Genomic DNA, 6618 nt, shown 5'->3' on the forward strand with positions numbered 1-6618 from the left:
CTATATTAAGTGAGTGACGTTTGTCGGAGGGGAACCATGGCATCGAGATTACACGCTCATATTGGCACGTTTCGCCAGCTAGAGATCTTATTAGCGGTTTATCATGGCGGAAGTATTACTGCCGCGGCAGACAGTTTATTTTTAACTCAACCTACGGTTTCTATGCAGTTAAAAAAACTTGCTGAGGCGATAGGCTTACCGCTTTATCAACAAGTTGGTAGAACACTTCGTTTTACCGATGCCGGATTAGCCACGGTAGAAACGGCGAAAAAAATTCTCCAAAACTGTGAAGAATTGGAGATGCGTTTATCTCGTTTTAAAGGCCTTGAGTCAGGGACATTGAAATTAGCCGTAGTGACAACGGCAAAGTATTTTATTCCTCATTTACTTGGCCCTTTTTGTCAGCGCTACCCGGGGATTGATATTCAGTTGACGATAGCCAACCGACAGCAAGTGATGGAGCGCTGTGAGCATGGTGCCGATGATTTTTATGTGTTTAGCCATTTACCCGAAGGGTTAGAGCTGGACGTGATTGAATTTATGGCCAATGATTTGGTGGCGATTGCCGCGGCGAGCCACCCTTTCACACAACAAGAGAGGGTGTCATTAGCCGAGTTTTGTCAGGAAGATTTTTTGATCCGCGAAGTGGGGTCGGGAACCCGCTATGCGACGGAAGCTTTCTTTAATAAGCAACCCTATCAGCCTAATATTAAAATGACCATTGCCAGTAATGAGGCGATCATTCATTCTGTATTAGCCCGCTTGGGTGTGTCTATCTTGTCTGCTCATACCTTGGCGTTTGGTAATATATACGGTGTTAAAGTGATTAACGTCGAGTCGTTACCGATCAAAACCAGATGGTCATTCTCGTGGACTCGCCAGCGCGCCTTATCGCCGATTGCCGAGGTTTTTCTCAATTACGTGCAAACAGAAGGGCGTGAAATCATTCAGCAAACGGTGCAATTGTCATAGCGAGTTGGTTGCTTATCTAAAGAGTAAAGTCTGTATTGGCAATCACGATGATTAATAAGGAATATAAATATGAAAAAGTGGTTATTACTGATCACGATTGCGATATTGGGCGTGGCATTTTTTGCACTCGATCTTAATCAGTTGCTGACCTTAGACGGCATTCAGCGTCATTTAGCGCAGTTTGAACAGTGGCGTACTGATGCGCCTTTGCTGGTCGGGATGCTATTTTTAGCGATCTATGTGCTAGTGACTGCCTTGTCGTTACCGGGAGCTGCGGTGATGACGCTCGCCGCTGGGGCGTTATTTGGTTTATGGTGGGGAACACTGATCGTTTCTTTTGCTAGCACCATCGGTGCCACCTGCGCTTTTTTAGTTGCGCGTTATTTATTAAAAGAAACCGTACAACGGCGTTTTGGTGAGCGCTTACAAGCGCTAAATCATGGCGTAGAAAAAGACGGAGCCTTTTATTTATTTACCCTACGACTGGTGCCTATTTTTCCCTTTTTTCTGATCAATATTTTAATGGGCTTAACCACGCTTCGCGCGGTAACCTTTTACTGGGTCAGTCAATTGGGCATGTTGGCCGGAACCCTTGTCTACGTTAACGCTGGCACCCAACTGGCGCAATTGGAGAGTCTTGGGGGGATTTTATCGCCAGCGATTTTATTCTCGTTCGCGTTGTTAGGGATATTCCCTTTGGTCGCGAAAAAAGTGGTCGAGAAAATCAATCAACGCCGGCGAGTCAGTGAATAGCGGTTATCGTTACCCTGAACGTGAATCGGATATTAATTTAACGACGGCTTTGGCGACTGCGTGCCGCTCTTTCTTTATGAGCGGAAGCCGCTTTAGCTTGTGATTTCAAAATCGAGTCTACGGTTAATTCCATCGGCTCTTTTGGCTGTAAGCCATGAGGGAAGGTACGTGCCCGTGGTGATATATTGAACTCTTCACTGGAAGCGCGAGGCATACGTTTAAAGCGATACAGATAAAAGTTTTCTAACTTTTCTCGTGCCCAATCGGTTTTATTTAAATATTTGACACTACTGGCTACCGAAGGGTTGGTATGAAAACAGTTAAAGCGCATCGCTGTATCTAAAATATCCCAGCCATAAAAATCCACCAGCTCTTGCAGTAAGGTTTCTAACTTAAGGCCGTGTAATGGGTTGTTTTTTTGTAGTTCGATTCTTTCTTGATCAGTCATGATAACAGGCTCCTAAGGGTAAACGGTAGATAGGGTAGGTATAGCAGGATTTGGCAGATATTGGTGATGTACTTGTTCATCCTTGCAGAGGGGGCGGATTCTAGCAGAGTTGCTCGTACTTCCCTATGATTATCTTTGATCCGTTAACACTATCCCCTTGCTACTTGAAGTTGCAACGATGTCAGTTCAGCTCGTTTTAATATTGATGCTGATCGAGAGTCGTTTATCTGCAACTCCAAGTCGTTTGGGTATCACATCATTTAGGAAGCGGATGAATGAGTGGTAAAATAGTGCAAACGTTCAACCAATAAATCGACAAATCCCTGCCGATCAACATCAAATAACACGGTCGCATTAGCGGGATGATTGGTGAGCTGATAACGATCAACCACGGTCATGCCTTGCGTGTATTCACCTTGAGTTTCAATACCGACCCAGCATCTTTGAGCTTTAAACAGTTCAGGGGCCAATAACCAAGCGATGGTGCATGGATCATGCAACGGTGCGCCTGCTAGCCCCCATTTGGGATCACGATGGTAAATCATAAAAAAGTCGAGCAGTTCGGCAACGACACCAGCAATCGGATTATCAATTTTCCGAATACGTTCGATGTCCTCATCCATGATTTGCGCCCGATGGGTGACATCGAGGCCGCACATGGTGATCGGAATACCAGATTGAAAAACCAGCTTAGCGGCTTCTGGATCGACATAAATATTAAATTCCGCGGCCGGAGACCAGTTTCCGGTTTCAGCGCCGCCGCCCATTAGGACAATTTCTTCAATTTTCGGTATTAACTCACGATGGGTGGCCAACAGCAGCGCAATATTAGTCAGTGGTCCAGTTGGTACTAGAGTAACGGGCTGGTCGCTTTGTCTAAGGATGTTAGCCATGAGCTCAACGGCGTGTTCCGCTTGGGGAGCAAAGCTGGGGTCAGGTAAGGTTGGGCCATCCAGACCACTTTCACCATGAACATTATCGGCAATGATCAGCTCTCGCATCAGGGGCTTTAATGCTCCACCGGCAACCGGAATATCACTTCTACCCAGTAAGGTAAGAATACGTAAAGCATTATTTAAGGTTTTCTCAGGGGTTTGGTTACCGGCACTCGTGGTCACCGCTTTGATTGCTAATGATGGAGAAGCGCACGCTAGAATTAACGCAATGGCATCATCATGGCCGGGATCGCAATCTAAAATAATCGGACGTGTCATAAAGAAGGGTACTCCGTTTGTTTTTAGACTTCAGTGTATCGATTTTGCGAACCACAAAGTGTGAGTCTGTCGCTGAAACGAAGAAACCAACTGTAAGCGGAGAAGAAAAAGTGTGAGGTATGTAAAATTAAGTTATTGAGGATTGCTATTTAAGAAGCGTTGCAGCTCTTGTTCATCAACAATAGTTAGTCCAGTCGCGGTTTTTTCCACTAATCCTTGAGCGATCAATTCGTTGACTGCTCGGCGATAGACTCTGCTTGAGGTGCCAAATCGCTCGGCTTCTTGACTCGCTTTGCTAAAGCTCCCCAGCGCCATCGTTGAGCGTTGGCGTAAAAGTAAGTCATAAGCAATGTTATAAGTCAAAGGATGAAGTAGGCGGTTAGTGTAGATCTCCATTGAATCACGGTAATCTTCCGCCAACGCAGCGGCAAAATACACCATCATTTCTGGATGCTGTTCAAGGGTTTTTGCTAGCGAAGCTAGACAAATAATATCGACTTGTAGATGCTCATCGGCGGTGACCGTCCACTGACAGGGTGTTGCGGTAAAAAACTCCATCTCACCAAAAATATGATAGTCGCAGTTAGCCTCTCCTAATTGAAATCGTCGCCCGTTAGCGGCGAGAATGCTCATTGAAACGCGCCCGCCGGGAACCACGTAAATATGCTCTAGTGGTTCACCTTGCTTAAGAATATCGCTCCCAGCATCGATATAAGCAGTACTCATTTGGCACTGATAAATGAATGTCTTAAAGGCTTGCTTTTGTTCTTCAAGGTAAGCATGGAAGCGACCAGATGAATAGGGGGTTATTTTCATAATCTATCGACGAGAAATCAGGATGCTCAACGTTAGCTTGATTAGCCACAGGTCGCAAGTTTTGCTTTCTCTGATGTAAAAATCAATGAGCGCTAAGAGATGAGATAAGCAGCGGTATCGTAGTCACCGCTGCTTAATGCGCTTGCAGGAAAAATTAAACGCAGTGACTCAGGGCATCTAACGCTGCCGTTGCGGCAAGCTTTTCACCTGCCATCATCGCTTGATCAGCGTTAACGTATTGCGTGACGCCTTGCTGTACATCTTGCTGGTACAAAACGACATTATTGAGCACAGACGCAACTTGTAAGCCACGTAATCGACCTACGGTAAGCAACGCTGATGTTTCCATATCTGCCCCCAAGACTCCTTTCTTATTCCAATAATGGCACAGGTTTTGTTCTTCATCGGTATAAAAACTATCGTGTGAGCGAACCAATCCAAAATGTACCGCTGTGGGCTGCTGTATTAAAAATGCGTGTAAGCGACTCAGAAGCGAAAAGCTGGAAAATGCAGGGTAGGTGTCTGCAATATAGGCTTTTGATCCCCCTTCATCACGCACCGCGGCTTCCGCGACAATTAGATCACCCAGTTGAATGTTAGCCTGCATTGCACCAGCAGAACCAACGCGCACAATATGGCTGACACCGCACTGCTTTAGCTCTTCAATCGCGATAATCAGTGAAGGCGCTCCAATACCAGTACTGCATACGGTGATCTGTTGTCCATTATAACGACCATTGAATAAGCGGTATTCACGATTTTCAGCAATCAGCTCAGGATTATCGAGTAGCGCTGCGATTCGATTGGCTCGATTGGGTTCCCCACAGACAATCACTCGATTGGCGACTTGGCCATAGGCGACATTGATGTGAGGCTGAATCATACCGTGGCCTCTTGAACTTGGTTTGCTGACGTCACGGTTTGGCTATTACGTTTTGCGGTACGAACCCATTGTCGAGTTCCATTTGCGGCAATAAACATCAAAATAGCGTATTGCACAGACATCGCATAAACACCTTGAGTCGCATAAATACCGACACTAATGATGTTAATCACAATCCATAGCATCCAGTTTTCGACATATTTACGTGTCATTAAAATTTGCGCGACGACTGATAATACCGTCATGGTTGAATCCCAAAATGGAAAAGCATCGGGCTCTAAGACAGGTTGTGCAAGGTCCGCTCCGAATCCATTCATGATATCGACACTAATGTTCGCGAGAGCTAAAAAGAAAGGGTCAATATAAACCGTCAGTAAGCCAATGCTGACGATACTTATGCCTGCAGTGATCAGCAGTTTTTGTTTGCTTAACCAACGAACTTGTAGAATATCACCTTCCGCGTTGGGTTTTGTCCATGCGTACCAACCGTAGACATTCGCGCAAAAAAAGAACAATTGAAGCAGCAACAAGCCGTAGAGTTGAATTTGAAAAAATATCACGGCAAATAAGGTGACGTTGAGCAAACCAAAAAGATAGTTGATGGTTTTTTCTTGGCTGGCGAACCAAATGCACAGCAAGCCAAATACTGTACCAAAAGCTTCGATCCAGCTCATGGCGTAGCCAGAACCAATCGGGATATTAACCAGTGTGTTATTAATATCGAGTAGAGCAAAAAGATCCATAGTCATTACCGTGGTGATTTATTTTGTGCGCTTATATTAAGTGGTTCTTTGCGTTAAGAGGGAGGACATATGTCCCCCTGCGATTGAGAGCGATCATACATTTAATCAATAATCTGTTTTTATAAAGGCTGAAAACCGGCTTATTTACTCTTCATATTTAAAGCGCGTGGTTATTTGATAGTCCGAGATAGTTAAATGCGACCGACTGCAAGGGTTACCTTGGTTATCAGAACCGACCGATAACTGTTTGTCTTGGTGATCGAAAACCACTTCAATATACTGACAATCCTCTTGGCCATCACGAAGAAAAGGATTGTTAACGGTTGGTTTGACACTAAAAGAATGGGGATCTGGTGCGTCTAGCGTGAGTGGTGAGTTAACGCTCGGTCGAGCATCAGAGGCCAGATAATCGACGCTTGCTTGATAATCATTATGAGTGGCTGGTAATTTGAAAATGAAACTGTCTTTTGCTGGCGCGTCAAGGTCTAAGGTCTGTGCCGCTTTATCGCTATTGCTTTGGCTAAATATATCCAATTCTTTTTCAGACGCTGTCACGGATAGTGAAATCAATAACAGTGTCCCTGCCAACTTTGAGATGTGATGTAGTTGCATATGAGTATCTTGTCCATCTTTTATGATCAATATCTGAGAACGGTACCATATACATTTTTTTACAAAAGTAAATAAATTTAGGGATTGCAAAGACAGTGTTTTACTGAGTTGGATTTTTTACTGCGCAGCTTTAATTGTGATATTTATCACGTCTTTTTGATTTTCACTGTATGGGTT

The 6618-nt window shown here is 44.6% G+C and carries 8 protein-coding genes; 2 read left to right on the top strand and 6 right to left on the bottom strand.

Going from position 1 to position 6618, the window contains the following annotated elements; genetic code table 11:
* Positions 1-36: 36 nt before the first annotated feature.
* Both CAG60_RS06005 and CAG60_RS06010 read left to right on the top strand, forming a co-directional pair.
* Complete coding sequence (locus tag CAG60_RS06005; RefSeq protein ID WP_161438489.1) at positions 37-972, top strand: LysR family transcriptional regulator; 936 nt, start codon at positions 37-39, stop codon at positions 970-972.
* A gap of 69 nt (positions 973-1041) precedes the next feature.
* Positions 1042-1725 (top strand): TVP38/TMEM64 family protein, encoded by a 684-nt coding sequence (locus tag CAG60_RS06010; RefSeq protein ID WP_161438490.1) that lies wholly within the window; start codon positions 1042-1044, stop codon positions 1723-1725.
* A 37-nt stretch (positions 1726-1762) separates the two neighbouring features.
* On the opposite strand, the gene CAG60_RS06015 is transcribed toward CAG60_RS06010, so the two are convergent.
* From CAG60_RS06015 to CAG60_RS06040, 6 genes are all read right to left on the bottom strand, one after another.
* Entirely contained in the window at positions 1763-2173 is a 411-nt protein-coding gene (locus CAG60_RS06015) for a VF530 family DNA-binding protein (RefSeq protein ID WP_004396952.1), read from the bottom strand.
* 260 nt (positions 2174-2433) lie between these two features.
* Complete coding sequence (gene rihA, locus CAG60_RS06020) at positions 2434-3387, bottom strand: pyrimidine-specific ribonucleoside hydrolase RihA (RefSeq protein WP_161438491.1); 954 nt, start codon at positions 3385-3387, stop codon at positions 2434-2436.
* Between the two features lie 132 nt (positions 3388-3519).
* Complete coding sequence (locus CAG60_RS06025; RefSeq protein WP_161438492.1) at positions 3520-4203, bottom strand: Crp/Fnr family transcriptional regulator; 684 nt, start codon at positions 4201-4203, stop codon at positions 3520-3522.
* A 154-nt stretch (positions 4204-4357) separates the two neighbouring features.
* The gene (locus CAG60_RS06030) at positions 4358-5086 is read right to left on the bottom strand and encodes a nucleoside phosphorylase (RefSeq protein WP_161438493.1); all 729 of its coding nucleotides are present in this window, start codon (positions 5084-5086) and stop codon (positions 4358-4360) included.
* The gene (gene pnuC / locus CAG60_RS06035; RefSeq protein ID WP_161438494.1) at positions 5083-5829 is read right to left on the bottom strand and encodes a nicotinamide riboside transporter PnuC; all 747 of its coding nucleotides are present in this window, start codon (positions 5827-5829) and stop codon (positions 5083-5085) included. The genes CAG60_RS06030 and pnuC overlap by 4 nt, the downstream gene beginning before the upstream one ends.
* 144 nt (positions 5830-5973) lie before the next feature.
* The gene (locus CAG60_RS06040; protein ID WP_161438495.1) at positions 5974-6441 is read right to left on the bottom strand and encodes a hypothetical protein; all 468 of its coding nucleotides are present in this window, start codon (positions 6439-6441) and stop codon (positions 5974-5976) included.
* Between the last annotated feature and the right edge of the window lie 177 nt (positions 6442-6618).

The sequence above is a fragment of the Vibrio sp. V33_P6A3T137 genome (assembly GCF_009904835.1).
Taxonomy (GTDB): domain Bacteria; phylum Pseudomonadota; class Gammaproteobacteria; order Enterobacterales; family Vibrionaceae; genus Vibrio; species Vibrio metschnikovii.

Excerpts from the sequence above, each read along its gene's own strand:
- CAG60_RS06005 (WP_161438489.1), top strand. The coding sequence starts at position 37 with ATGGCATCGAGATTACACGCTCATATTGGCACGTTTCGCCAGCTAGAG.
- CAG60_RS06010 (WP_161438490.1), top strand. The coding sequence starts at position 1,042 with ATGAAAAAGTGGTTATTACTGATCACGATTGCGATATTGGGCGTGGCA.
- CAG60_RS06015 (WP_004396952.1), bottom strand. The coding sequence starts at position 2,173 with ATGACTGATCAAGAAAGAATCGAACTACAAAAAAACAACCCATTACAC.
- rihA (WP_161438491.1), bottom strand. The coding sequence starts at position 3,387 with ATGACACGTCCGATTATTTTAGATTGCGATCCCGGCCATGATGATGCC.
- CAG60_RS06025 (WP_161438492.1), bottom strand. The coding sequence starts at position 4,203 with ATGAAAATAACCCCCTATTCATCTGGTCGCTTCCATGCTTACCTTGAA.
- CAG60_RS06030 (WP_161438493.1), bottom strand. The coding sequence starts at position 5,086 with ATGATTCAGCCTCACATCAATGTCGCCTATGGCCAAGTCGCCAATCGA.
- pnuC (WP_161438494.1), bottom strand. The coding sequence starts at position 5,829 with ATGGATCTTTTTGCTCTACTCGATATTAATAACACACTGGTTAATATC.
- CAG60_RS06040 (WP_161438495.1), bottom strand. The coding sequence starts at position 6,441 with ATGCAACTACATCACATCTCAAAGTTGGCAGGGACACTGTTATTGATT.